Source organism: Streptomyces sp. NPDC020983 (assembly GCF_044333485.1).
Lineage (GTDB): Bacteria > Actinomycetota > Actinomycetes > Streptomycetales > Streptomycetaceae > Actinacidiphila.
In genome coordinates this window covers 185,573-209,027 of the sequence record NZ_JBIRRA010000006.1, presented here as the reverse complement: position 1 = coordinate 209,027, position 23,455 = coordinate 185,573, and the positions used below count along the sequence as shown (strand labels likewise).

Annotated in this window: 21 protein-coding genes and 3 tRNA genes; 15 read left to right on the top strand and 9 right to left on the bottom strand. The window is 72.3% G+C overall.

The genetic code is table 11. The features are described 5' to 3' along the window. Nucleotides 1-133 precede the first annotated feature (133 nt). From ACH4SE_RS15415 to ACH4SE_RS15400, 4 genes are all read left to right on the top strand, one after another. Nucleotides 134-1,192 (top strand): HpcH/HpaI aldolase/citrate lyase family protein, encoded by a 1,059-nt coding sequence (locus ACH4SE_RS15415; RefSeq protein WP_398543872.1) that lies wholly within the window; start codon nt 134-136, stop codon nt 1,190-1,192. Continuing rightward, nucleotides 1,189-2,070, top strand: coding sequence for an HpcH/HpaI aldolase/citrate lyase family protein (locus ACH4SE_RS15410; RefSeq protein WP_398543871.1), 882 nt, complete (start codon nt 1,189-1,191; stop codon nt 2,068-2,070). Before ACH4SE_RS15415 ends, ACH4SE_RS15410 begins: the two co-directional genes overlap by 4 nt. Nucleotides 2,071-2,239: 169 nt before the next feature. Next, nucleotides 2,240-3,823, top strand: a complete 1,584-nt coding sequence (locus ACH4SE_RS15405) for an acyl-CoA carboxylase subunit beta (RefSeq protein ID WP_398543870.1) — start codon at nt 2,240-2,242, stop codon at nt 3,821-3,823. 71 nt (nt 3,824-3,894) lie between these two features. Next, nucleotides 3,895-4,110 (top strand): acyl-CoA carboxylase subunit epsilon, encoded by a 216-nt coding sequence (locus ACH4SE_RS15400; protein ID WP_398543869.1) that lies wholly within the window; start codon nt 3,895-3,897, stop codon nt 4,108-4,110. Between the two features lie 71 nt (nt 4,111-4,181). Here the strand turns inward: ACH4SE_RS15400 and ACH4SE_RS15395 are convergent, their stop codons facing one another. The 8 genes from ACH4SE_RS15395 to ACH4SE_RS15360 all read right to left on the bottom strand — a co-directional run bounded on the left by ACH4SE_RS15395 (nt 4,182) and on the right by ACH4SE_RS15360 (nt 14,855). After that, nucleotides 4,182-4,760, bottom strand: coding sequence for a GTP-binding protein (locus tag ACH4SE_RS15395; RefSeq protein ID WP_398186889.1), 579 nt, complete (start codon nt 4,758-4,760; stop codon nt 4,182-4,184). Beyond that, on the bottom strand, nt 4,741-5,280 hold the full coding sequence (locus ACH4SE_RS15390; RefSeq protein WP_398544097.1) for a DUF742 domain-containing protein: 540 nt from the start codon (nt 5,278-5,280) through the stop codon (nt 4,741-4,743). Before ACH4SE_RS15390 ends, ACH4SE_RS15395 begins: the two co-directional genes overlap by 20 nt. Beyond that, a complete protein-coding gene (locus ACH4SE_RS15385) occupies nt 5,277-5,690 on the bottom strand; it encodes a roadblock/LC7 domain-containing protein (RefSeq protein ID WP_398543868.1) in 414 nt (137 codons plus the stop codon). Before ACH4SE_RS15385 ends, ACH4SE_RS15390 begins: the two co-directional genes overlap by 4 nt. 10 nt (nt 5,691-5,700) lie before the next feature. After that, nucleotides 5,701-8,982: a nitrate- and nitrite sensing domain-containing protein gene (locus ACH4SE_RS15380; RefSeq protein WP_398543867.1), complete on the bottom strand. Its 3,282-nt coding sequence runs from the start codon at nt 8,980-8,982 to the stop codon at nt 5,701-5,703. 323 nt (nt 8,983-9,305) lie between these two features. Beyond that, nucleotides 9,306-9,911: a GTP-binding protein gene (locus ACH4SE_RS15375; RefSeq protein WP_398543866.1), complete on the bottom strand. Its 606-nt coding sequence runs from the start codon at nt 9,909-9,911 to the stop codon at nt 9,306-9,308. Beyond that, a complete protein-coding gene (locus tag ACH4SE_RS15370; RefSeq protein WP_398543865.1) occupies nt 9,892-10,305 on the bottom strand; it encodes a DUF742 domain-containing protein in 414 nt (137 codons plus the stop codon). The genes ACH4SE_RS15375 and ACH4SE_RS15370 overlap by 20 nt, the downstream gene beginning before the upstream one ends. A 122-nt stretch (nt 10,306-10,427) precedes the next feature. Next, the gene (locus ACH4SE_RS15365) at nt 10,428-10,841 is read right to left on the bottom strand and encodes a roadblock/LC7 domain-containing protein (protein ID WP_398544096.1); all 414 of its coding nucleotides are present in this window, start codon (nt 10,839-10,841) and stop codon (nt 10,428-10,430) included. A gap of 9 nt (nt 10,842-10,850) precedes the next feature. Then, nucleotides 10,851-14,855, bottom strand: a complete 4,005-nt coding sequence (locus ACH4SE_RS15360) for a nitrate- and nitrite sensing domain-containing protein (RefSeq protein ID WP_398543864.1) — start codon at nt 14,853-14,855, stop codon at nt 10,851-10,853. A gap of 588 nt (nt 14,856-15,443) precedes the next feature. On the opposite strand from ACH4SE_RS15360, the gene ACH4SE_RS15355 reads away from it, so the two are divergent. The 7 genes from ACH4SE_RS15355 (at nt 15,444) to ACH4SE_RS15325 (ending at nt 19,225) form a co-directional block, all read left to right on the top strand. Continuing rightward, nucleotides 15,444-15,644, top strand: a complete 201-nt coding sequence (locus ACH4SE_RS15355; RefSeq protein WP_398543863.1) for a hypothetical protein — start codon at nt 15,444-15,446, stop codon at nt 15,642-15,644. Nucleotides 15,645-15,717: 73 nt separating this feature from the next. Continuing rightward, complete coding sequence (locus tag ACH4SE_RS15350; RefSeq protein WP_398543862.1) at nt 15,718-16,539, top strand: fumarylacetoacetate hydrolase family protein; 822 nt, start codon at nt 15,718-15,720, stop codon at nt 16,537-16,539. Beyond that, nucleotides 16,532-18,031, top strand: a complete 1,500-nt coding sequence (gene gltX, locus ACH4SE_RS15345) for a glutamate--tRNA ligase (protein ID WP_398543861.1) — start codon at nt 16,532-16,534, stop codon at nt 18,029-18,031. Before ACH4SE_RS15350 ends, gltX begins: the two co-directional genes overlap by 8 nt. A 94-nt stretch (nt 18,032-18,125) precedes the next feature. Continuing rightward, nucleotides 18,126-18,845 carry an HAD family hydrolase gene (locus tag ACH4SE_RS15340; protein WP_398543860.1) on the top strand — a complete coding sequence of 240 codons (720 nt, stop codon included), beginning with the start codon at nt 18,126-18,128 and terminating at the stop codon, nt 18,843-18,845. Between the two features lie 83 nt (nt 18,846-18,928). Further along, nucleotides 18,929-19,000 (top strand) — tRNA-Gln (locus tag ACH4SE_RS15335). Between the two features lie 14 nt (nt 19,001-19,014). Next, nucleotides 19,015-19,087: transfer RNA gene (locus ACH4SE_RS15330), tRNA-Glu, on the top strand. 65 nt (nt 19,088-19,152) lie between these two features. Then, nucleotides 19,153-19,225: transfer RNA gene (locus ACH4SE_RS15325), tRNA-Glu, on the top strand. Nucleotides 19,226-19,406: 181 nt separating this feature from the next. Here ACH4SE_RS15325 and ndgR read toward each other — a convergent pair. Then, nucleotides 19,407-20,123, bottom strand: a complete 717-nt coding sequence (gene ndgR, locus ACH4SE_RS15320) for an IclR family transcriptional regulator NdgR (RefSeq protein ID WP_033173104.1) — start codon at nt 20,121-20,123, stop codon at nt 19,407-19,409. Between the two features lie 133 nt (nt 20,124-20,256). On the opposite strand from ndgR, the gene leuC reads away from it, so the two are divergent. From leuC to ACH4SE_RS15300, 4 genes are all read left to right on the top strand, one after another. Continuing rightward, nucleotides 20,257-21,681: a 3-isopropylmalate dehydratase large subunit gene (gene leuC, locus ACH4SE_RS15315; RefSeq protein WP_398543859.1), complete on the top strand. Its 1,425-nt coding sequence runs from the start codon at nt 20,257-20,259 to the stop codon at nt 21,679-21,681. A 6-nt stretch (nt 21,682-21,687) separates the two neighbouring features. Next, the gene (gene leuD, locus ACH4SE_RS15310; RefSeq protein WP_398543858.1) at nt 21,688-22,281 is read left to right on the top strand and encodes a 3-isopropylmalate dehydratase small subunit; all 594 of its coding nucleotides are present in this window, start codon (nt 21,688-21,690) and stop codon (nt 22,279-22,281) included. 181 nt (nt 22,282-22,462) lie between these two features. After that, nucleotides 22,463-22,687 carry a hypothetical protein gene (locus tag ACH4SE_RS15305; RefSeq protein ID WP_031518937.1) on the top strand — a complete coding sequence of 75 codons (225 nt, stop codon included), beginning with the start codon at nt 22,463-22,465 and terminating at the stop codon, nt 22,685-22,687. A 131-nt stretch (nt 22,688-22,818) separates the two neighbouring features. Next, complete coding sequence (locus ACH4SE_RS15300; RefSeq protein WP_398543857.1) at nt 22,819-23,430, top strand: HU family DNA-binding protein; 612 nt, start codon at nt 22,819-22,821, stop codon at nt 23,428-23,430. Nucleotides 23,431-23,455: the final 25 nt, after the last annotated feature.

Here is a 23,455-nt window from a genome sequence, read left to right as displayed (position 1 = left end):
GGGGGATCGCGCACGATGGGGGCGCGGACCTGACGTCCGGTGACCAACAGCACACATACTGACGGGTAACCTCCGCGGCCCGGCGGCCATAGGGTGAGCGGCGAACCCTCGACCCGACCCACCGGGAGAACGCATGCGCTCGGCGAAGGACTTCTTCCGCCCGCTGGCCGTGGGGGCGCCGGCCCCCCTGCACGAGGTGCCCTTCCGGCCCTCGCGGATGATCCACTTCTTCGACCCCGGCAACGAGAAGATGGCCGCCAAGGTGCCCGCCCTGGCCCGGCGGGTGGACGTGCTGCTCGGCAACCTGGAGGACGCCGTTCCCGCCGACCGCAAGGAGGCCGCCCGTGCGGGGCTGGTCTCCGTCGCACGGCAGGCCGACCTCGGCGGCACCCAGCTGTGGACCAGGATCAACAGCCTGGACTCGCCCTGGGCCCTGGACGACCTGATCACCCTGGTCACCGAGATCGGCGACCGGCTCGACGTGGTGATGGTGCCCAAGGTGGAGGGCGCCCAGGACATCCACTACGTGGACCGGCTGCTCGCCCAGCTGGAGGCACGCGCGGGCCTGGACCGGCCGCTGCTGGTGCACGCGATCCTGGAGACCGCCGCAGGCGTCGGCAACGTCGAGGAGATCGCCGGCGCCAGCCCCCGCATGCAGGGCATCTCGCTCGGCCCGGCCGACCTGGCCGCGAGCCGACGGATGAAGACCACCCGGGTCGGCGGCGGCCACCCCGGCTACCTCGTCCGCGAGGACCCCCAGGGCGACGCCCCCCGCGTCACGCACCAGCAGGACCTGTGGCACTACACCATCGCCCGCATGGTGGACGCCTGCGCCGCGCACGGCATCCTGCCGTACTACGGGCCCTTCGGCGACATCCAGGACCTCACGGCCTGCGAGGACCAGTTCCGCAACGCCTTCCTGCTCGGCTGCGTCGGCGCCTGGACGCTGCACCCTGCCCAGATCGACGTCGCCAAGCGGGTCTTCTCGCCGGCGCCCGCCGACGTGGCGTGGGCCCGGCGGGTGATCGGCGCGATGGGCGACGGCACGGGCGCCGTCATGATCGACGGCAAGATGCAGGACGACGCGACCTACAAGCAGTGCCGGGTGGTCGCCGAACTCGCCGACGCGCTCGCCGCGCGCGACCCCGAACTGGCCGCCTCCTACGCGGCGGCCGAGAGGGTGGGCCTGTGACGACCGCCCCCGCCGGGACCCCGCGTCCCCGCCGCTCCGTCCTCTACATGCCCGGCGCCAACGAGCGCGCCCTGGAGAAGGCCCGCACCCTGCCGGCCGACGCGCTGATCCTCGACCTGGAGGACTCCGTCGCCCCCGACGCCAAGCCCGCCGCCCGCGAGCGGGTCGCCGCCGCCGTCGCGGCCGGCGGCTTCGGCCACCGCGAGGTGACCGTACGCGTCAACGCGCCGGGCACCCCGTGGCACGCGGACGACCTGAGGGCCGCCGCGCAGGCCGGGCCGGACGCCGTCGTCGTGCCCAAGGTGGACGACCCCGGCACCGTGACCGCCGTGGTCACCGCCCTGGAGGCGGCCGGCGCCCCGGACCGCACCGCGGTCTGGGCGATGGTCGAGACGCCGGCTGCGATGTTCGCCGCGCGGGCGGTCGCGGCCGCCTCCGAGCGGCTGACCGTGCTGGTCCTGGGCACCAACGACCTGGCCAAGGAACTGCACGCCGAGCACGTCCCGGGACGCGCCCCGCTGCTCGGGGCGCTCTCCCTCGCGCTGCTCGCGGCCCGCGCCGAGGGCAAGGCCGTCTTGGACGGTGTCTACAACGACGTCACGGATCTGCCCGGATTCGAAGCGGAAACCCTCCAAGCCCGCCAGTTCGGCTTCGACGGCAAGACCCTCATCCACCCGAAGCAGATCGAGCCCTGCAACCGGATCTTCGCACCGGCGAAGGAGAACGTCGAAAGGGCCCGGAGGATCGTCGAGGCCTTCGATCAGGCCACGTCACAGGGCCGTGGAGTGGTCACCGTGGACGGCAGGATGATCGAGAACCTGCATGTCGAGGAGGCCCGCCGGCTGCTCGCACTGGCCGCCGCGGTCGAGGGCCGCTGACCCGGCGGGGACGGTGAACGAGGCGGGGCCCGCGGATTGCGCGGGCCCCGCGCACGGAAGCGGAACACGGCCGCCGACCGGCTTCTGTGGGATTCCGCCATGAAGCGGCGACGGACACTGTACGAAGTCGATGGCCCATTTCCCGGCTCCCGGCTCGTACTGTCGTTGCATGACCACATCGGAAGAGGTGCCCGCAGAGGTGACCGACACCCGGGGACGGGTGGCCGAGCTCCTCGCCATCCGCGCCCAGGTCGTCGCCGGACCGAGCGAGAAGGCGACCGAGGCACAGCGCGCCAAGGGCAAGCTGACCGCCCGCGAGCGGATCGACCTGCTGCTCGACGAGGGCACCTTCCGCGAGGTGGAGCCGCTGCGGCGGCACCGCGCGACGGGCTTCGGCCTGGAGGAGAAGCGCCCCTACACCGACGGTGTGATCACCGGCTGGGGCGCCGTCCACGGCCGGACGGTCTTCGTCTACGCGCACGACTTCCGGATCTTCGGCGGGGCGCTCGGCGAGGCGCACGCCACGAAGATCCACAAGATCATGGACATGGCCATCGCGGCCGGCGCCCCGCTGATCTCGCTCAACGACGGCGCCGGCGCCCGTATCCAGGAGGGCGTCTCCGCGCTCGCCGGCTACGGCGGCATCTTCCAGCGCAACACGCGCGCGTCCGGTGTCATCCCGCAGATCAGCGTGATGCTCGGCCCGTGCGCGGGCGGCGCCGCGTACTCCCCGGCGCTCACCGACTTCGTCTTCATGGTCCGCGAGACCTCGCAGATGTTCATCACCGGCCCGGACGTGGTCCAGGCCGTCACCGGCGAGCAGATCACCCAGAACGGGCTGGGCGGCGCGGACGTCCACTCCGCGGTCTCCGGCGTCGCGCACTTCGCGTACGACGACGAGCAGACCTGCCTGGAGGAGGTGCGCTACCTGCTCTCGCTGCTGCCGCAGAACAACCGGGAGAACCCGCCGGCCGTCGAGAGCCAGGACCCGGCCGACCGGCGCAGCGAGGCGCTGCTCGACCTGGTGCCCGCCGACGCGAACCGCTCGTACGACATGCACAAGGTCATCGAGGAGATCGTCGACGACGGCGAGTACCTGGAGGTCCACGAGCGCTGGGCCACCAACATCATCTGCGCCCTGACCCGGCTCGGCGGCCAGGTGGTCGGCATCGTCGCCAACCAGCCCGCGTCGCTGGCCGGCGTGCTGGACATCGAGGCGTCCGAGAAGTCGGCCCGCTTCGTGCAAATGTGCGACGCCTTCAACATCCCGATCATCACCCTGTTGGACGTCCCCGGCTTCCTCCCGGGCGTCAGTCAGGAGCACGGTGGGATCATCAGGCACGGTGCCAAGCTGCTGTACGCCTACTGCAACGCCACCGTGCCGAGGATCTCGCTGATCCTGCGCAAGGCCTACGGCGGCGCGTACATCGTGATGGACAGCCAGTCCATCGGCGCCGACCTGACCTACGCGTGGCCGACCAACGAGATCGCGGTGATGGGCGCCGAGGGCGCGGCCAACGTCATCTTCCGCCGGCAGATCGCCGGTGCCGACGACCCCGAGGCCATGCGCGCCGCCATGGTCAAGGAGTACAAGGCCGAGCTGATGCATCCCTACTACGCCGCCGAACGCGGCCTGGTGGACGACGTCATCGACCCGGCGGAGACCCGCGAGGTGCTGATCAGCTCGCTGGCCATGCTCCGCACCAAGCACGCGGACCTACCCTCGCGCAAGCACGGCAACCCGCCGCAGTAGCCCGCACCCGCAGCCGCCCACCCCGCGAACCTGCCGCCCGGCAACCGCCACCACCCCGGTAGCCAGTACCCATGGAGACCACTGTGAGCACACCCGCCGATTCCCTCGTGCGCGTCGAGAAGGGCCATGTCGCCCCCGAGGAGCTGGCCGCGATCACCGCGATCCTGCTCGCCCGGGCCGCGGCCGGCGGTGACGGCGCTCCCGCCCGTCCCGCCCGCTCCACCGCCGGCTGGCGCCGGCTGGAGCGCACCCCGGGCTTCCGCGCCCCGCACTCCTGGCAGGGCTGAGCCCGCCCCGCGCCGTACGCGAAGGGGCCCCGCAACCGGAACGGTTGCGGGGCCCCTTCGCGTACGTGCGCTCAGCGCAGGCGGGCCAGCAGGGCGTGCTCGACGAGGGTGATGAGCGCGCTCTTGGCCTCGGCGCGGTGCCGGGCGTCGGTGGTGATGATGGGCGCCTCGGGACCGATCTGCAGCGCCTCGCGGACCTCTTCGGGGCTGTACGGCTGGTGTCCGTCGAAGCCGTTGAGGGCGATGACGAAGGGCAGGCCGCTGTTCTCGAAGTAGTCGACGGCGGGGAAGCAGTCGGCCAGCCGCCTGGTGTCGACGAGGACGACGGCGCCGATGGCGCCCCGCACGAGGTCGTCCCACATGAACCAGAAGCGGTCCTGGCCGGGGGTGCCGAACAGGTAGAGGATCAGGTCCTGGTCCAGCGTGATGCGGCCGAAGTCCATGGCGACCGTGGTGGTGGTCTTGTCCTGGACGTGGCTGAGGTCGTCGATGCCGGCCGACGCCGAGGTCATGACGGCCTCGGTGCGCAGCGGGTTGATCTCGGAGACGGCGCCGACGAACGTGGTCTTGCCCACGCCGAAGCCGCCCGCCACGACGATTTTCGCGGAAGTAGTGGCGCGCGCCGGGCCGCTAGAGCTTCCGAAGTCCACTGAGCACCCTCTCAAGCAGTGTCACATCTGGCTGTCCGCCGGCGGCCTCGTCGCCGCCCGGCTGGTGAATCGTGACCAGCCCGGCCTCGGCCAGGTCGGCCACCAGGATCCTGACCACGCCGAGCGGGATCGTCAGCAGCGCGGAGATCTCCGCGATCGACTTGACCTCACGGCACAGCAGGCAGATCCGCTGGTGCTCCGGCAGCTGACCGCGCAGCCGCTCGGGGTCCGCGGTGGTGCTGACCAGCGCCTCGATGGCGAGCTGGTAGCGCGGCCTGGTGCGGCCGCCGGTCATGGCGTACGGACGTACGAAACCGCTCGGCGTCTGCGGGCGCCGTCCCGCGGCCGTTGGCTGCGGGTGGTACGGATTCGCAGGCGGCTGGTGCGAGCTGCCGTACGGCTGCGCGCCGGGTGACGTGCTCACGAGTCCTCCTCCTTGCGGCCGCGGTGCCCGCTGCCCGCCCCTGTTCCGGGACGGTCGCGGGCCCGCACGCCCGTTCGCTGGTAAGACGACGCTCAGTCGAGCAGGCTGCCCTGCAGTTCTGCCCTGAGGTCGGGGGTGAGTACGGTGCCTGCGCGGTCGACGAGCAGGGCCATTTCGTAGCCGACGAGGCCGATGTCGCACTCGGGGTGGGCGAGTACTGCGAGGGAGGAGCCGTCGGAGACGGACATGATGAAGAGGAAGCCGCGTTCCATCTCGACGACGGTCTGGTTGACGTTGCCGCCCTCGAAGATGCGGGAGGCCCCGGCGGTCAGCGAGGTCAGTCCTGACGCGACGGCGGCGAGCTGGTCGGCGCGGTCGCGGGGGAATCCGTCGGACATCGCGAGCAGCAGGCCGTCGGCGGAGACCACCACGGTGTGGGACACCCCGGGGGTGTTGTCCACGAAGTTGGTGATCAACCAGTTCAGGTTCTGTGCCGCCTGGCTCATCGGACTCAACTTAGCGCTCCTGGTTCTGTGGGCCGCCGAAGTGGGGGTCGGAGGCCTGTCCGTTCGTGTCAGTTCCAGCAGTGCGCCCTTGCTGGACGCCACGCCGCAGGTTACTCAACCGGCCGCGGACGTCTTCGGGTGCGCGGGAGACCTGTGGGCCGCCCTGCGGGGTCTGCGTTGCGGCACCCGGGACCAGGTTGGCCTTGGGTACCCGCCGTGGCAGGCCGGAGGGGGTGACCCCGCCTGCCTTCGGCTCGCGGACCGTCTCGGCCCGCTGCCAGTTCTCGTCGTTGTTCGACCGCCAACCGGAGGCGTCCGGCTGGGGCTGGTTCTGGGGCTGTGGCGACTCCTGAGCGGGCTGATCCTGCTGTGACGTACGGGGCTTCCGGTCGCGGCGCGGCAGTCCGGCGTCCGTCAGCGAGGGGGAGCCTACGCTGTCCGACGGCTGCTCGGGGAGCTGCGGAACGGATTCGGTTACACCCCCGTCCGATCCCGGCCACTCGCCCTGAGCAGGCCGGTAGTCTGCGGCGCCGGCCTGCTGCCCGCTCCCGCCGCCCGCCGGCGGGTAGCCGCCCGCGCCGTAGCCGCCGTCGCCGCCCGCGTCGTAGGACGCAGGGGCGCTCGTGCCCTGCCGGTCGTACGTCTGCCCGAAGAATCCGTTCTGCTGGGGCGGCTGCCCGTAGCCCTGCGCGTAGGGCTGCTCGTAGCCCTGGCCGTAGGACGTCTCGTAACCGCCCCCCTGGGCGTAGCCGTCCGGCTGCTGCGGCACGGGGTAGCCCTGCGCGTCGTAGCCGCCCTGGAGGGGCTGCTCGTACGACTGCTGGGGGAAACCGGCGTCGTAGCCCTGCGAGTAGCCCTGCGCGGCCTCGTAGCCGCCCTGCGGCCCGTATCCGGCCTCCGGGTCCTGCTGCGGTGCTGCGGCGCCCTGCGCGGGCGCCTGCCGGTGCTCCGGCGGGGCGGGCGGCTCGGCGGCGCGGTCGGCGGCGACGGCCGCCTCCAGCTGCGCCCGGCGGTCGCCGTGCCGCAGCGAGCGGCCCACGGGGTCGAGGCCGCCCTGCTCGTAGCGGGAGTCGTCGAAGCCCAGCTCGGCCGCGGTGCGGCCGCTCGGCGTGGCCGTGCCGAAGGCGTCCGGGACGATCCGCGAGACGGTGAAGTCGTTCTCGCTGCCGCCGAGTTCCTCCTCGCCGCCACCGCCGTGGGTGATCGGCTCGGGCAGCATCACCAGCGAGGTGGTGCCCGCCTGCTCCCCGGAGGGCCGCAGCTGGACGCGGATGCCGTGCCGGTCGGCCAGCCGGCCGACCACGAACAGGCCCATGCGCTTGGCGACCTCGACGTCCACCGTGGGCGGGTCGGCCAGCTTGTGGTTGATGTCGGCGAAGTCCTCGGCGGTCAGGCCGATGCCCTTGTCGTGGATCTCCACCATCACCCGGCCGTCCGGCAGCCGGGTCGCGGTCACCCGCACCTTGGTCTGCGGCGAGGAGAAGGTGGTGGCGTTCTCCAGCAGCTCGGCCAGCAGGTGCACCAGGTCGCTGACCGCGCTGCCGTGGATGTCGGTGTCCGGGATCCCGATCAGCTCGATGCGGTCGTAGGCCTCCACCTCGGAGGCGGCCGCGCGCAGCACGTCGACCAGCGGCACCGCCTGGTTCCACTGCCGGACCGGCTCCTCGCCCGCGAGGACCAGCAGGTTCTCGCCGTTGCGCCGCATACGGGTCGCGAGGTGGTCCATCCGGAAGAGGCTCTCCAGCTGGTCCGGATCCGCCTCGTTGTTCTCCAGGTCCGTGATCAGCTCCAGCTGCCGCTGGATGAGGCCCTGGTTGCGCAGGCTGAGGTTGGTGAAGATCGCGTTGACGTTGCCGCGCAGCAGCGCCTGCTCCGACGCCAGCCGGACCGCCTCGCGGTGGACCTGGTCGAAGGCGCGGGCGACCTCGCCGATCTCGTCGCGGGTGGTGATGGGGATGGGCGCGACCGAGGTGTCCACCCGCCCGGGGTCGGTGCGCGACAGCTGGTCGACCATGGCGGGCAGCCGGGTCTCGGCGATCTCGAAGGCCGCCCCGCGCAGCCGCCGCATGCTGCGGCTCATGGTGCGCGCCATCATGCCGGCCACCACGAAGGCGGCGATCAGCGCGAGGACCACGACCACCGCGTTGACGATCGCGTCCCGCTTGGCGTCGGAGGCGATCTTCGCCGCGTCCGAGGCCGCCTGGTCGGCGAGTGCCACCTCGACGGTGCGGTAGGCGTCGAAGGACAGCGTGGAGGCCGCGAAGTAGGTCTCGGGCGTGATGCCCTCGGCGGCGAGCTGCTCGGTGGTGCGGCCCGGGGTGGCGATCTCGGTGACCATCTTGGTCAGCGCCGGCGGCACCACGAACTGCTGCCCGGCGGCGGTCGCCTTGTCCTTGGCCTGCGCCGCGGCGTCCCGGCCCTTCTGGAGCGCGGCGTTCTGCGCGTCCTTCAGCCGCTGCACGTCCTGCGTGGTGCCGCCGCTGTTGTACTCCTCCAGGGCGATGCCCTCCAGGTACTGGTACGAGCCGAGCGCCGTCTTCATCAGCGCCAGCTCGTCGGGGGAGGGGTCCTGCTCGACCAGGATGTGCATGCCGATCGCGCGGGTCAGCGACTCCGCCGCCTTGGACAGCGAGTCGGCGTAGAGCGTGCGGCCGTAGGCGGTGATGTTGCTGGTGCCGTAGCCCAGCTCGTTGGCCAGCTCCATCAGCGGGTGCTGGATCCTGACGTACCACTCCTCGGTCTGCACGCCGCTGAGCTTCTTGGTGTACGCGGCCTTGCGGAGTGAGGCGAGCTGCGGCTCGACCGAGCGGAAGGTGGCCATCCGGCGCACCAGACCGGCCTCGTGCGGCATGCGGGCCGCCGCGTCGTTGAAGGACTGGGCGGCGGTGTCGGTGGCAACCCGCGCGGCCTTCACGGCCGGGTCGTCGGTCTTCCCGGCGAGCAGCGGAACCACCGTGTTGTCCCGCTCGTTGATCAGTGCGTTGCTGTACGTCGCGGCGGCGCGGACCAGTTCGGCGGTGCGCACCGCGTCGTCGGCCTGGTGCCAGGTGGTGACGGCGCTGTTGACGCGGAAGCCGCCGAAGACGAGGGCGACGAGCACGGGTATGAGGAGGATCGCGTTCAGCCGGGTGGCCACCCGCCAGTTGCGCACGCTGAAGCGGCCGCCCGGGTCGGGCGGTGCGGGGACCTCGCCCGCGCTGTCCGCGGGAGTGCCTCCGGGGCGCTGGGGCGGGGTGAAATTCCCCCGCGGGCCGTGCTCGGACCCCGTCTCGGCTCGCCTGGTGTTCCTCACTGGACCAACAACCTCTCGGCGACGGCGCAACGACGGCCGTTCCTACGCTCGGGTTCTGCGAATTCCAGCACGTCATGGGGGTACTAGCCAAACGTGTGGGAAGAGCGCGGGGGAGGCGTGTCCGGCGTGCGGAGAGCCGACGATCCTCCGAAAACCAGACATACGCCGGCAAATATGTACGCGCTGCGACACCGGCCGAGCGCGTCCCGTGGTCGCCGCGGGCGGAAACTCTCTCGAAATGTTATGAAGGCGGGCCGCCCGTGTCGCACGACACGGGCGGCCCGCCACGAGCCCCTCCACCGGCAAGTCGCCGGTGGCATGTGCTACTTGAGACGTGCCAGCAGGGCGTGTTCGACGAGGGTGATGAGCGCGCTCTTGGCCTCGGCGCGGTGCCGGGCGTCGGTGGTGATGATGGGCGCCTCGGGACCGATCTGCAGCGCCTCCCGCACCTCCTCGGGACGGTACGGCTGGTGTCCGTCGAAGCCGTTGAGGGCGATGACGAAGGGCAGGCCGCTGTTCTCGAAGTAGTCGACGGCGGGGAAGCAGTCGGCCAGCCGCCTGGTGTCGACGAGGACGACGGCGCCGATGGCGCCCCGCACGAGGTCGTCCCACATGAACCAGAAGCGGTCCTGGCCGGGGGTGCCGAACAGGTAGAGGATCAGGTCGTCGTCGAGCGTGATGCGGCCGAAGTCCATGGCGACCGTGGTGGTGGTCTTGTCCTGGACGTGGCTGAGGTCGTCGATGCCGGCCGACGCCGAGGTCATGACGGCCTCGGTGCGCAGCGGGTTGATCTCGGAGACGGCGCCGACGAACGTGGTCTTGCCCACGCCGAAGCCGCCCGCGACCACGATCTTCGCGGAGGTGGTCGACCGCGCCGGCTGCGAGCCGTACGACGGCTGCGGCTGTGCTCTAGAGCTTCCGAAGTCCACTGAGCACCCTCTCAAGCAGAGTCACGTCTGGCTGGCCGCCGGCCTCGCCGCTGCCGGGCTGGTGGATGGCCACCATGCCGGCCTCGGCGAGGTCGGCCACGAGGATGCGGGCCACGCCCAGGGGGATGGCGAGCAGTGCCGAGATCTCGGCCACCGACTTGATCTCGCGCGTCAGGTGGCAGATCCGCTGGTGCTCCGGCAGCAGTCCCGCGTACTGCATCGGGTCGGCGGTGGTGCTCACCAGCGCCTCTATCGCCAGCTGGTAGCGGGGCCTGGTGCGGCCACCGGTCATGGCGTACGGCCGCACCAGCGGCTGGTCGCCTTCCACTCCGTACGGCGCGTGATGTGACGCGCCGTACGGGCCTTGGCCCGGCGAGGCGGGTGGCGGGGTCATGAGGGTCCTCCGTGTCCGGGCAGTGCGTGTCGCGGTGCGGAAAAACGGGAACGTGCGGGCGGATGTTCGGACGGTGGCGCGGGCGGCGGAGGGAGGTCCGCGCGCCCGCGTCGGGTGCAGGGCTACTGCATCAGGCTGCCCTGCAGTTCTGCCCTGAGGTCGGGGGTGAGTACGGTGCCTGCGCGGTCGACGAGCAGGGCCATTTCGTAGCCGACGAGGCCGATGTCGCACTCGGGGTGGGCGAGTACTGCGAGGGAGGAGCCGTCGGAGACGGACATGATGAAGAGGAAGCCGCGTTCCATCTCGACGACGGTCTGGTTGACGTTGCCGCCCTCGAAGATGCGGGAGGCCCCGGCGGTCAGCGAGGTCAGTCCTGACGCGACGGCGGCGAGCTGGTCGGCGCGGTCGCGGGGGAATCCGTCGGACATCGCGAGCAGCAGGCCGTCGGCGGAGACCACCACGGTGTGGGACACCCCGGGGGTGTTGTCCACGAAGTTGGTGATCAACCAGTTCAGGTTCTGTGCCGCCTGGCTCATCGCACTCAACTAACGCTCCTGATGATTCGTACCGAAACCACGGCCGTCGGTGGGCCCGCCACCGGCCTGCCGGCCCTGCTGGATACCCCGCCGGAGGTTGGTCAGCCGGCCGCGGACGTCGTCCGGGGCGCGGGAGACCTGCGGACCGCCCTGCTGCGGCTGCGCCTGCGCGGCGCCGCCGGGCACGAGGTTCGCGCGCGGCACCCGGCGCGGCAGCCCCGACGGGGTGACCCCGCCCGCGGACGGCTCGCGCACCGACTCCGCGCGCTGGCGCAGCGCGTCGTTGGGCGACGTGCGCCAGTTCGGCGTCTCCCGCGGCAGCGGCTGCGCCACCGGCCCTGCGGGCGCGGCCTGCGCCTGCTGGGGGGAGCTCTGCGGGGCGGCGGGCCGCGCCTGCGGGGCGGCCGTACCCGGGCGTTCGGTCGTGCGGGGGCGCTGCGGCGGCGCGGTGCGGCCCACCGGGCGCGGCGCGGGAGCCTGCTGGCCCTGGCCGGCCTGCTCGACGTGGATCTGCTGCATCCGCTCCGCCTGGCCCGTGCGGAACCAGTCGGACTCGATCGCCGAGAAGATCGGCGTCGGCTCGTCCCCGCGCGTCGGGGCCGGCGGCAGCGCCATCGGCTCCGCGGGCTGCGGCTCCTGGCGCGGCTGGTCCCGGCGCGGCTGGAACAGGCCGCGGTGCGAGCCGGTGCCGTCGCCGCCCTCGGGCCCGTCGAGACCCGGCACCTGGTAGGGCTGCTGCGGGGGCAGGCCGTGCCCGGCCGGTGCGCCCTGCGGGCGGCCGGCGGGCGGTGCGAACTGGCCGGTGCCGCCGCCGAAGCCGTCCTCGGCGCGGACGGCCGGGAACTGCGCGGTGTCGCCGGGGCCGCTGCCCTGGCCGGGCTGCACGGGCCGCGGCGGGGCCGGGACCGGCGGGAACTGCGCGGTGTCGCCCGGACCGGCGGGGGCCCGGAAGCTGCCGGTGTCGGCGGGGGCGGCGGGGTTCACCCGGCCGCCGGGGCCGCCGGGGAGCCGGAACTGCCCGGTGCCGTCGCCCTGCTCGCGGCCGGGGCGGGGGAACTGCCCGGTGTCGCCGGGACCGCCCTGCACCGGGAACTGCCCGGTGCCGTACGTCTCCTGCGGCGTGCGGCCGCGCGGGAGGTCCCGCTCGGGGCGCTCGCCGCCGTCCTGCTGCCGGACCGGGAACTGCCCCGTGTCCTCGCGCCGCGGCGCGTCCTGGCCGAAGCCGTCCTGGCCGAAGCCGTCGCGGCCGAAGCCCTCGGGTGCGAAGTCGTCCTCGGCGCGGATCGCCGGGAACTGCGCGGTGTCGCCCGGGCCGCCCTGGCCGGGGCGCCCGCCCTGACCCTGGCCGGGCTGCGCGTCGGGAGTGGCCGACGGGCCCTGGCGCGGGCCGGGACGGCCGCCGAAGACGTCGGAGCGGAAGCCGCTGGGGCCGGTGTCCTGCGTCTGCGGGGCCGGGAACTGCCCGGTGCGCCCGTCCTGACGGGCGCCGAACGGGTCGTCCGCGCCGCCCTGCCGGAAGTCCGCGCGGGCCCCGGTGCCGGGCGCCGGCTCGACGTCCTCGTGGCCGCGCGGTGCGTCCGGCAGGCCGCGGTCGTCGCCGAAGCCCTGGCCCTGCCGGCCCTCCTGCGCCGCCCAGCGGGGCGCCGGGGGCTGCTGCGGGCCACCGGGGCGCCCGGAGGCGTCCGGCACGTTGCCGGGGCTGAGCGCCGGACGCTGCCCGCCGCCCTGCACCTGGCCGCGCTGTGCGGACCTGCCGACCTGCGGCGAGTTGCCGAACGCGCTGGTGAGGCCGGGACCGCCGGGGCCGGACGGCACGGCGCCGGCCGCCGCGGACTGGCCGCCCGGGGCCGGGGCCGGGGCCCCGGGACGCTGGCCGGCGGCTCCGGCGTTCGCCTTGGCGGCGCCCTGCGTGACGTCGACCGGCAGCATGACCAGCGCCGTCGTACCGCCCGAGTCGGACGGGCGGAGCTGGATGCGGATACCGTGCCGCAGCGACAGCCGGCCGACCACGAACAGGCCCATGCGGCGGGAGACGGAGACGTCCACCGTCGGCGGGTTGGCCAGCCGCTCGTTGATGTCGGCCAGGTCCTCCGGGGACAGGCCGATACCGGTGTCGTGGATCTCGATCAGCACCCGCCCGTCGGGCAGGGCGTGACCGGTGACGCGCACCTTGGTCTGCGGCGAGGAGAACGACGTGGCGTTCTCCAGCAGCTCGGCGAGCAGGTGCACGAGGTCGTTGACGACGCGGCCGGTGACCTCGGCCGAGGGCACGGAGGTCAGCTCGATGCGTTCGTACTGCTCCACCTCGGAGGCTGCGGCGCGCAGCACGTCGACCAGCGGGACCGGCCGGGTCCACCGGCGGCCCGGCTCCTCACCGGCGAGGACCAGCAGGTTCTCGCCGTTGCGGCGCATACGGGTCGCGAGGTGGTCCAGCTTGAACAGCGAGGACAGCTGGTCCGGGTCGGCCTCGCGCGACTCCAGTTCGGAGATGAGCGACAGCTGGCGCTGGATGAGGCCCTGGCTGCGGCGCGAGAGGTTGGTGAACATCGCGTTGACGTTGCCCCGCAGCAGGGCCTGCTCGGCGGCGAGCCGCACGGCCTCGCTGTGGACCTCGTCGAACGCGCGGGCCACCTGGCCGATCTCGTCGCGGCTGTTGATGCCGATCGAGGCGACCGAGGTGTCGACGTCCTGCGGGTCGCTGTCGGACAGCTGCTTGACCAGCTCGGGCAGCCGCTTCTGGGCGACCTCCTGGGCGGTCTGCTGCAGCCGGCGCAGCGAGCGGATCATGGAGCGGGCGACGACGAAGGCGCCGACCACGGCGATGCCGAGGACCAGCAGGATGAGCGCGCCGGAGATCAGCGCGTCCTGCTTGGCGGAGTCCTGGAGCTCCAGGGACTTCTGCCGCATCTCCTCCAGCAGCGACTGCTCGATGCGGTTCATCGCGTCGATCTTCGTCTTGGCGGCGTCGTCCCAGTCCAGGTACGACCCCGACAGGCCCGCGATGCCGTCGGGCGAGCGCGCGACACGCACCGCGTCGGTGTCGTGCTTGGTGATGGTGGTGTTGCCGTCCTGGATCGGCTTGAGCAGCTCGGCGCTGCGCGTGCCGTAGATGTTGGCGAACCGGGTGAGGTTGACCTCCTCCTGCGAGGAGGCCAGCTTCATCTCCTGGTAGTCACCGGGCAGCAGGGTGGCCTTGCCGCCGCTCCTGCTCTGGGCCAGGGCCGCGCTGACCACCGCGCGCTGGATCGACTCGTACTCCTTGGCGGACGAGAAGGCCGCCAGGGCACGGGTGCTCGTCACCATGTCGGAGTTCTGGGTCGCCTGCGCCATGTCGACCGACAGGCCCAGCAGGGACTGGATGAAGCTGTCGTACGTGGTGACGGTCTGGGCGATCGACGAGGTCTCGGTGAAGGCGCTGTCGCGCAGCGCGGTGAGGCTCGCGAGCTGGACGTCGATGGCGATGAGGCTGGAGCGGACGCCGCTGTAGAGGTCGCCGGACGACGAGAGGTTGTCGCTCGCGGTGCGGTACGCCTTCTCCGCGCGGTCGGTGGCGGTGCGGGCCTGGGAGACCGCGTCGGTCGTGTGGCCGGACGAGAGCGGTCCGGCGGAGCTGTCGCGCTCCTCGGCCAGGGCGTCGGCCAGCACGGTCGCCTTCTCGGCGATCTCGGTCAGCGAGTCCAGCCGCTGCAGCTGGTCGATGTTCTGCAGCGTGGTGTTGACGCGCATGCCGCCGAGCGCGCCGGCGGTGACCACCGGCAGGGCCAGCAGCGACACCAGGCGGGTACTGATGCGCCAGTTGCGCACGGCTATTCGGGAGCCGGGTTTGCCGTTCAGACCGGTGATCCGGCCCGCCTCGATACCGCTGGGCGTGCTCGTCCGTCCGCCGGCCGCAGACGTGCCCGGCGTGGCCGTCCCGGAGTCGCCCGCCGCCTGCGCAGGACCGTTGCCGGTCCCGCCGGGCTGCTGCTCCGGGTCGCCCGCCGCGCCGCTGTCCCTCTTGAAACGTCCCTGCACTAGCGTCGCAACCTCTGGACCAGGCGTCCCCCGCGGTGAGGCGAAAGGGACGGTGTCGAGTCATGGGGGCCCTGGCCGCCCCGTTCTGAGTGTCGAGGAGGCCGTGCAGGCCCTTCACCGCCGCTCGGCACTCGTGCACGCCCCCTGCGCGCGCCGGCTCGATGTGATGCGGCGGTCCGGGAGATTCCAGCACAGTGCCGGATCCCCCAACAAGGCCCGTAGCCGACCTGTTGGAATCCGTGACCGAACGTGGCAGGACTCCCACGGTGCGTATACCGATGATCTTGTGGATTCCGGCCATTACCGGCATCCCGGACAAGATCACCCAGGTGGTGCGCGGAGGTGTGTGAGCGCTGCGTGCGGGATTTTTCCCCTGTTTCGCCCCGGTTGCCGGATTCCGGTGCGGGCCGGAGTGTCCGTGATGCCGGAAAACGTACGCACTTCGTGAGCAAAATCACAGCCCGTCAGATGACTGGGCCGCCGGGGGCGGGGAATGGGCGCCGCTAACGTTGTGGTGTACACGAGTCGTACCCCTGTCAACCGCGGCCCGCCCGGCGGGTCCCCGAGTCCGCGAGGTCCCGAGCGCCGATGAAGACCACCCTGACGTTCCGCCGGATCGCCAACCCTCGGCGTACCACTCTCGCGCACCTGAAGGACGCCTCGGAACTCACCTCCGCTGTGACGTCCGTCGCGCCCGAGGTGCCCGCCGCGGCGCGCCCGCTGCCGGCCAGGACGGCCAACCCGCGCCGCACCGTTCTCAACGAACTGCCCAAGCCGCCCGCCGCCTGACCCCCGCACCCCGCGGCTGACCTGCGGCGACGCTCCGTCCGGCAAAACGGCCCCGGACGATAGGCTTGCGCTCATGCGCATCGCCAGGTTCTCCATCGACGGCAACGTCGCCTTCGGCGCGGTCGAAGGCGACCAGACCTCCGGCCCGGGCGGTCCCGGCAGCCTGGACGGCCTCGTCGTCGACATCATCAAGGGAGTCCCCTTCGGGGACTTCGAGCTGTCCGGCACGAAGGTGCCGCTGGGCGGGGCGGGCGCCGTACGGCTGCTGCCCCCCGTCCTCCCCAGCAAGGTCGTGGCGATCGGCCGCAACTACGCCGCCCACGCGGCCGAGCTGGGCAACGAGGTGCCGGACGCCCCCTGGGCCTTCTTCAAGCCCTCCACGTCCGTGATCGGACCCGGCGACAGCATCGTCTACCCGTCGTTCTCGCACGAGGTGCACCACGAGGCGGAGCTGGCCGTCGTCATCGGCCGGCTGTGCCGGGAGGTGCCGCGTGAGCGGGTCAAGGACGTCATCCTCGGTTACACCTGCGCCAACGACGTCACGGCGCGCGACACCCAGCGGACCGAGAAGCAGTGGGCGCGGGCCAAGGGCTTCGACTCCTCCTGCCCGCTGGGCCCGTGGATCGAGACCGGTATCGACCTGGCCGGGGCCGCCGACCTGGCGGTCACCGCGACCGTCAACGGCGAGCTGCGGCAGGCCGGACGCACCGGGCAGATGATCCACTCCATCGAGGACATCGTCGTCAACGTCAGCGAGGCGATGACCCTGCTGCCCGGCGACGTCATCCTCACCGGCACCCCGGCCGGGGTCGGTCCGCTGACCCCCGGCGACGAGGTCGCCGTCACCATCGAAGGCATCGGCACTCTCACCAACAAGGTGATCTCGCGTGGCTAGCGCCCCCACCCCCGTTCCCGCGGACTCCGGCATCCGGGTCCGCTTCTGTCCCTCGCCGACCGGCAACCCGCACGTCGGGCTGGTCCGCACGGCCCTGTTCAACTGGGCCTTCGCCCGCCACCACCAGGGCACCCTGGTGCTGCGCATCGAGGACACCGACGCCGCGCGCGACTCCGAGGAGTCCTACACCGCGCTGCTGGACTCCCTGCGCTGGCTCGGCCTCGAATGGGACGAGGGCCCCGAGGTCGGCGGCCCGCACGCGCCCTACCGGCAGTCCCAGCGCATGGACCTCTACGCCGACGTCGTCCGGCGGCTGAAGGAGGCCGGCCACGCGTACGACTGCTACTGCTCCACCGAGGAGCTGGACGCCCGCCGGGAGGCCGCCCGCGCCGCCGGCCGCCCCTCCGGCTACGACGGCCACTGCCGCGACCTGACCGCCGGGCAGGTGGCCGCCTACACCGCCGAGGGCCGCAGCCCCGTCGTGCGCTTCCGGATGCCGGACAGGACGATCACCTTCACCGACCTGGTGCGCGGCGAGCTGTCCTTCAGCCCGGAGAACGTCCCCGACTACGGCATCGTGCGGGCGAACGGCGCCCCGCTCTACACCCTGGTCAACCCGGTCGACGACGCCGCCATGGGCATCACGCACGTGCTGCGCGGCGAGGACCTGCTGTCCTCCACCCCGCGGCAGATCGCGCTGTACGAGGCGCTCACCGAGCTGGGCGTGGCCAAGTACACCCCGAGCTTCGGGCACCTGCCGTACGTGATGGGCGAGGGCAACAAGAAGCTGTCCAAGCGCGACCCGGAGTCCTCGCTCAACCTCTACCGCGAGCGCGGCTTCCTGCCCGAGGGGCTGCTGAACTACCTCTCGCTGCTCGGCTGGTCCTTCTCCGCCGACCGCGACGTCTTCTCCAAGGACGAGATGGTCGCGAAGTTCGAGATCGGCGACGTCAACGCCAACCCGGCGCGCTTCGACCTGAAGAAGGCCGAGGCGATCAACGCCGACCACATCCGGCTGCTGGACCCCGCGGCCTTCGCCGAGGCGTGCGCCCCCTGGCTGCACGCCCCGTACGCGCCGTGGGCGCCGGAGGACTTCGACGAGGCCGCCTGGCAGGCCATCGCGCCCTACGCGCAGACCCGGCTGACGGTGCTCTCCGACATCACCGCCAACGTCGACTTCCTCTTCCTGCCCGAGCCGGCCCACGACGAGGCGTCGTGGGCCAAGGCCATGAAGGAGGGGTCCGACGCGCTGCTGCGCACCGCGCGCGAGAAGCTCGCGGACGCCGACTGGTCGAGCCCGGAGGCGCTCAAGGAGGCCGTCCTGGCCGCCGGAGAGGCGCACGGCCTCAAGCTCGGCAAGGCGCAGGCGCCGGTACGCGTCGCGGTCACCGGGCGCACGGTCGGGCTGCCGCTCTTCGAGTCCCTCCAGGTGCTCGGGCGGGAGCGCGCGCTGGCGCGGATCGACCGCGCCGTCGCCCGGCTCGCGGGCTGAGCGGGGGCGTACGCCGCGCTGTCCGGGGGCACGCCCCCGGCGCCTGACCGCAGCGGCCCCGCGGCCGCCGCCCGGCCCGGTTAGATTGGCCGGTATGGCCATCCGCGCGGTGCTGTGGGACATAGACGACACGCTCTTCGACTACGCCGGCGCCGAGCGCGACGGCATGCGGCGCCACCTGGCACACGAGGGCCTGCCCGACGGTTACGACGACGTCGAGCAGGCCCTCGACCGTTGGCGCGACCTGACCGTGCTGCACTGGGCGCGGTTCGCCGCCGGCGAGGCCGACTTCCCCGGGCAGCGCAGGGACCGGGTGAGGGACTTCCTGGGTGTGCCGCTGCCGGACGCCGAGGCCGAGGAGTGGTTCGGCCGGCACGAGGCGCACTACGAGGCGGCGTGGGCGCTCTTCCCGGACGCCGTGCCCGCCCTGGACGGCCTCGCCGCCGGCTACCGGCACGCGGTGCTGTCCAACTCCGCCTTCGAGCCGCAGGACCGCAAGCTGCGCGCGCTCGGCGTCCGCGACCGCTTCGAGGTGCTGCTGTGCGCCGCCGAGCTGGGCGTCCACAAGCCGGACCCGGCCGCCTTCCACGCCGCCTGTGAGCAGCTGGGGCTGCCGCCGGAGGAGGTCGCGTACGTCGGCAACGAGCCGGACATCGACGCCCGCGGGGCCATGGACGCCGGCCTGCTGGGCATCTGGCTGGACCGCCGCGGAAGCGGCGGCCGCCCGGACCTCACCCGCATCACCGGGCTCGGCGAGCTGGCCGCGATGCTCCGTCCCGATACTCGTTTTGGTGCGGTGTCCCTGATCGGGTAATGTTCTTCCTGCGCCGCCGGAGAGGCCGAAAGGCCCGGACCGGAAGCGCAAGCCGAACAAGACCCGCAGGGGTTGCGTTCTGGTGGGGTATGGTGTAATTGGCAACACGGCTGATTCTGGTTCAGTTGTTCTAGGTTCGAGTCCTGGTACCCCAGCGCGTTTCGTGCGAGCCCCCGTTGTGTAGCGGCCTAGCACGCTGCCCTCTCAAGGCAGTAGCGCCGGTTCGAATCCGGTCGGGGGTACTGATCCTTCACTCCGTCCTCATCGGGTCGCTCCCGGTTCGGACGATGACAGGATCGCCAGGCCTGCCCCCGTTGTGTAGCGGCCTAGCACGCTGCCCTCTCAAGGCAGTAGCGCCGGTTCGAATCCGGTCGGGGGTACGCATCCGCAGATCATGCGAAACCGAGCCCGTCGCGCCAGTCGCGGCGGGCTCCGGTGTTTTCCGGGGCCGGTACGCGGGGTGCGCACGCCGCTGCGCACGCGTCGTGTGTCCCGCGTCACGTCCTCCCGGTCCACGGCGTCGTCGGCGCGGACCGGGCGGGCGGAAGGGCGGGGGAGGGGTCAGCCGGAGCGGCGCAGGGCCTCGGAGAGCCGCGCGGCGGCGTCCACGACGGCCTGCGCGTGCATACGGCCCGGGTGCCGCGTCAGCCGCTCGATCGGGCCGGACACCGACACCGCGGCCACCACCCGGTTCGAGGGCCCGCGTACCGGGGCCGAGACGGACGCCACACCCGGCTCCCGCTCGCCGATCGACTGCGACCAGCCCCTGCGCCGCACGCCGGAGAGAGCGGTGGCCGTGAAGCGCGCGCCCTGCAGCCCGCGGTGCAGCCGCTCGGGCTCCTCCCAGGCCATCAGGACCTGGGCCGCCGATCCGGCCTTCATCGGCAGCGTGGAGCCGACCGGCACCGTGTCCCGAAGGCCGGACAGCCGCTCGGCGGCGGCGACGCAGATGCGCATGTCGCCCTGCCGCCGGTAGAGCTGGGCGCTCTCGCCGGTCACGTCCCGCAGGTGGGTGAGGACGGGGCCCGCCGTGGCGAGCAGCCGGTCCTCGCCGGCGGCGGCGGCCAGCTCGGAGAGCCGGGGGCCGAGGATGAAGCGGCCCTGCATGTCGCGGGCCACCATGCGATGGTGTTCGAGCGCGACCGCCAGCCGGTGCGCTGTGGGGCGGGCGAGACCCGTGGCGCCGACAAGCCCGGCCAGGGTGGCCGGTCCTGACTCCAGTGCGCTGAGCACCAGAGCGGCCTTGTCGAGAACGCCGACGCCGCTAGAGTTGTCCATGCAACGATACTCGCGTCTCACACTCTGAAACGCAAGTTCAATTTCTCCCGGAACCCGTCAGGCTGGGAGGACAGCGCAGAAACACACACCGAGTTGGCCGGGGTCGACGACGCCCCAGGCCGGAGGGACAGCGATGGGTAGGACACTCGCGGAAAAAGTCTGGGACGACCACGTCGTCCGCCGCGCCGAAGGCGAGCCCGATCTGCTCTTCATCGATCTCCACCTGCTCCATGAGGTGACCAGCCCGCAGGCGTTCGACGGGCTGCGGATGAACGGCAGGAAGGTGCGCCGCACCGACCTCACCATCGCCACCGAGGACCACAACACCCCCACCCTCGACATCGACAAGCCGATCGCCGACCCGGTCTCCCGCACGCAGCTGGAGACGCTGCGCAAGAACTGCGCCGAGTTCGGTGTGCGGCTGCACCCGCTGGGCGACGTCGAGCAGGGCGTGGTGCACGTGGTCGGCCCGCAGCTGGGCCTGACCCAGCCGGGCACGACGGTGGTGTGCGGTGACAGCCACACCTCCACCCACGGCGCCTTCGGCGCGCTGGCGTTCGGCATCGGCACCTCGCAGGTCGAGCACGTGCTGGCGACGCAGACGCTGCCGCTGGCCCCGTTCCGGACCATGGCGGTCACCGTCGACGGCGAGCTGCCCGACGGCGTCACGGCCAAGGACCTGATCCTCGCGGTGATCGCGCAGATCGGCACCGGCGGCGGCCAGGGCTACGTCATCGAGTACCGCGGCTCGGCCATCGAGAAGCTGTCGATGGAGTCCCGGATGACCGTCTGCAACATGTCGATCGAGGCGGGCGCCCGGGCCGGCATGATCGCGCCCGACCAGACCACCTTCGACTACCTGGAGGGCCGCGACCACGCGCCCAAGGGCGAGGACTGGGACGCGGCGGTCGCGTACTGGAAGACGCTGCGCACCGACGAGGACGCGGTCTTCGACCACGAGGTGCGCATCGACGCGGCGACCCTGTCGCCGTTCGTCACCTGGGGCACCAACCCCGGCCAGGGCGCGCCGCTGAGCGCGTCGGTGCCCGACCCGGCCTCGTTCGCCGACCCCGGCGACCGGCTGTCGGCGGAGAAGGCGCTGGAGTACATGGGCCTGAACCCCGGGCAGCCGCTGCGCGAGGTCGCCGTGGACACCGTCTTCGTCGGCTCGTGCACCAACGGGCGGATCGAGGACCTGCGGGCCGCGGCCTCCGTCGTCCAGGGCCGCAAGATCGCCGACAGTGTCCGCATGCTGGTCGTCCCGGGTTCGGTACGGGTCGCCCTGCAGGCCGTCGAGGAGGGCCTGGACAAGGTCTTCACCGAGGCCGGCGCGGAGTGGCGGCACGCGGGCTGCTCGATGTGCCTGGGCATGAACCCCGACCAACTGGCGCCCGGCGAGCGCAGCGCGTCCACGTCCAACCGCAACTTCGAGGGACGTCAGGGCAAGGGCGGCCGCACCCACCTGGTCTCCCCGCAGGTGGCCGCCGCGACCGCGGTGCTGGGCCGGCTCGCCTCGCCCGCCGACCTGTCCGACGCGCCCGTACTGACGGAGGTCTGAGCCCCGATGGAAGCCTTCACCACCCACACCGGCCGGGCCGTGCCGCTGCGCCGCGGCAACGTCGACACCGACCAGATCATCCCCGCGCACTGGCTCAAGAAGGTCACCCGCAACGGCTTCGAGGACGGGCTGTTCGAGGCCTGGCGCAAGGACCCGGAGTTCGTCCTGAACCGTCCCGAGCGGCAGGGCGCCACCGTGCTGGTGGCGGGCCCCGACTTCGGCACCGGCTCCTCCCGCGAGCACGCCGTGTGGGCGCTGCAGAACTACGGTTTCAAGACCGTGCTCTCGTCCCGCTTCGCCGACATCTTCCGCGGCAACTCGCTCAAGAACGGCCTGCTCACGGTCGTGCTGCCGCAGGAGACCATCGACGCCCTGTGGAAGCTGACCGAGGCCGACCCGGAGGCGGAGATCACCGTCGACCTGGTCGCCCGCGAGGTCCGCGCCGAGGGCGTGACCGCGTCGTTCGAGCTGGACGACAACGCCCGCTGGCGGCTGCTGGAAGGCCTCGACGACATCAGCCTGACGCTGGCCAACGAGGCGGACATCGCCGCCTTCGAGGCCCGCCGGCCGTCCTTCAAGCCCAGCACCGTCCGGGTCTGAGCCCCGGCGGACGGCTTCGCCCCCCAAGCGCCCCCCGCGTTCTCGCGGGGGGCGCTTCGCTGTCCGCGCACGCCCCTGCCGCGGGTGCACGCGCTCGACCAGAAGACCGGTCCGCGGGCGCCGGAACACCCGCTTGGCCCTGTCAGGCCTGACAACTCGCCGCAGATGGCACAATCGACGCATGGAACCCGACGGCCAACTCCAGCTCTACGGGGTTCTCGCCGCGCGGCTGAAGCAGGCGCACACCCGCGTCGCCAATCCCGAAGTCCCTGATGAGACCAGGCGGGAGTTGACCCGCAGGCTGCTCGCGGTGACCGCCGCGGCCAAGCACGACCTCGCCGACGCGGCCCGGCGTCTCGACGTGCTGACCGCCGAGTTGGACGCCCTCGGAATCCCCGACCGGTGATCGTCTAAGCCCTGAGTGTGTTGCGGCACAAGGGTGATTCGCCCGTTTCGTATTTGATTTGCGGTATATATCCCCCTAGCGTGCGAAAAGGCCCGCACTCATTCGCCGGGCAAGTTTCCGAAGGGGAAGACGTGAACAAGGCGCAGCTCGTAGAAGCGATTGCCGACAAGGTAGGCGGCCGGCAGGCCGCCGCGGACGCGGTTGACGCGGTTCTCGACGCGGTCGTCCGTGCGGTGGTGGCCGGCGACCGGGTGTCGGTCACCGGCTTCGGTTCGTTCGAGAAGGTGGAACGGCCCGCCCGCTACGCCCGCAATCCCCAGACCGGGGAGCGGGTCCGGGTCAAGAAGACCTCCGTGCCGCGCTTCCGCGCCGGTCAGGGCTTCAAGGACCTGGTCAGCGGCGCGAAGAAGCTCCCGCGCAGCGGCGAGGTCTCGGTCAAGAAGGCCCCCAAGGGCAGCCTGACCGGCGGCGGCGCCTCCACCACCGCGCGGACCACCACCAAGAAGGCCGCCGCGAAGAAGGCCACCACCGCCCGCAAGACGGCGGCGAAGAAGACCACCGCGGCCAAGAAGACCGCCGCCACCAAGACCGCAGCGGCGAAGAAGACCGCCGCGAAGAAGGCCTCGACGGCGAAGAAGACCACCGCCAAGAAGGCGCCGGCGAAGAAGGCGACCGCCAAGAAGACCCCCGGCAAGAAGACCGCGTCCCGCAAGACGACGGCCAAACGCGCCGCCGCCAGGTAGGCCGCCCCCACCACCCCGCCGGGGC